2 protein-coding genes are annotated in these 1,216 nt (G+C 61.5%); one reads left to right on the top strand and one right to left on the bottom strand.

Annotated elements, in window-relative coordinates; translation table 11 throughout:
* A partial coding sequence (locus ACYVDE_RS23400; protein ID WP_460503933.1) for a LytR/AlgR family response regulator transcription factor occupies positions 1 to 402 on the top strand: 402 nt, incomplete at its 5' end.
* A 145-nt stretch (positions 403 to 547) separates the two neighbouring features.
* Here ACYVDE_RS23400 and ACYVDE_RS23395 read toward each other — a convergent pair.
* Positions 548 to 907, bottom strand: a complete 360-nt coding sequence (locus ACYVDE_RS23395; protein ID WP_460503932.1) for a glyoxalase superfamily protein — start codon at positions 905 to 907, stop codon at positions 548 to 550.
* Positions 908 to 1,216: the final 309 nt, after the last annotated feature.

Here is a 1,216-nt window from a genome sequence, read left to right as displayed (position 1 = left end):
CTCAGCCCAGCGGCGCCGGTTGCCGCGGCCCCCACCGGCCCGGCTGAGGAAGCCTCGCTGGCTCCCCTCACGGCCCAGGACCAGGTATTCGTAAAGGACGGCGAGCGGTGCTGGTTCGTGAAGCTGGCCGACATCAAGCTGTTCGAAATCAACGGCAGCTACACCCGCATTCACTTCGAAAACCACCGGCCGCTCATTCCGCGCACCCTGCAGCAACTCGAAGCCCGCCTCGACCCCAAAGTGTTTTTCCGGGCCAACCGCCAGCAAATCATCAACCTGAAATGGATTGCCGGCATCGAGCCCTGGTTCAGCAACACGCTCAAGCTGCAGCTGCGCGACGGGCCCGAGGTGGAGGTGTCGCGCCAGCAGTCGGTGCGCTTCCGCGAGCTGCTGAGCCTGTAGGGGCGGGGACGGTTAGTCATGTAAACACCTCATGCTGAGCGCAGTCGAAGCAGCTCTGCCGCGAGAGTAACTGAATTACTTGCGCGGTAGAGCTGCTTCGACTGCGCTCAGCATGACTTTCTAACCAATTGCTGTTAAGCTTCGGCTATGCGCACACCTCGGCAAGCACCAAGCAGTTGCCGGCGGGGTCGAACAGTTCGAGTTGCATCACCCGGTCGTGCCAGGAGGTTTTTTGCAGCTCCGGCATCGGAAACCCTGACTGCTTTTGCTGCAACAGCCGATGAAAAGCCAGCAGGCCCGAAAACTCGGCAATGGCCCGCGAGCCGGCGCAGCTTTCGTGCCGGGCCGTGGTGAGGTGCAGCACAATGCTGCTGCGCGAAATCTGCAGGTAGCGCGCACCATCGGTGGCCGGCCCGTCTTCCCAATCGATGCTGAACCCCAGCCAGTCGACGTAAAACGCCAGCGTCTGTGGGTAGTCAGTCATCTGAAAGACGGGAGTTACCATTAACGTCGGCCGGGTTGCTGTTTGATTTGTGCTGTTACTCCTTGGAAATATAGTGTATAACCACTGAAGTGCCACATAGTTGGCCTACTTACGTCGTAGGCGGCCGGGGCAGATTGCCGGCCGGGGCGCTTACATTTAGCCCATGCTCTCATCTGCCGAATACGACCGCCTCGATGCCCTGGCCCAGGCCCAATTGGTGCGCACCGGCCAGCTCACGGCTGCCGAACTGTGCGCCGCTGCCGTGGCCCGCGCCGAAGCCGTTAACCCCCAGCTCAACGCCATTGTGCACCCGCTCTACGAGCCGGCCCG

It is taken from the genome of Hymenobacter agri (assembly GCF_054778495.1).
The sequence above is the reverse complement of the archived record's forward strand: the minus strand, read 5'-3'. Positions and strand labels throughout refer to the sequence as shown.

Excerpts from the sequence above, each read along its gene's own strand:
- ACYVDE_RS23395 (WP_460503932.1), bottom strand. The coding sequence starts at position 907 with ATGGTAACTCCCGTCTTTCAGATGACTGACTACCCACAGACGCTGGCG.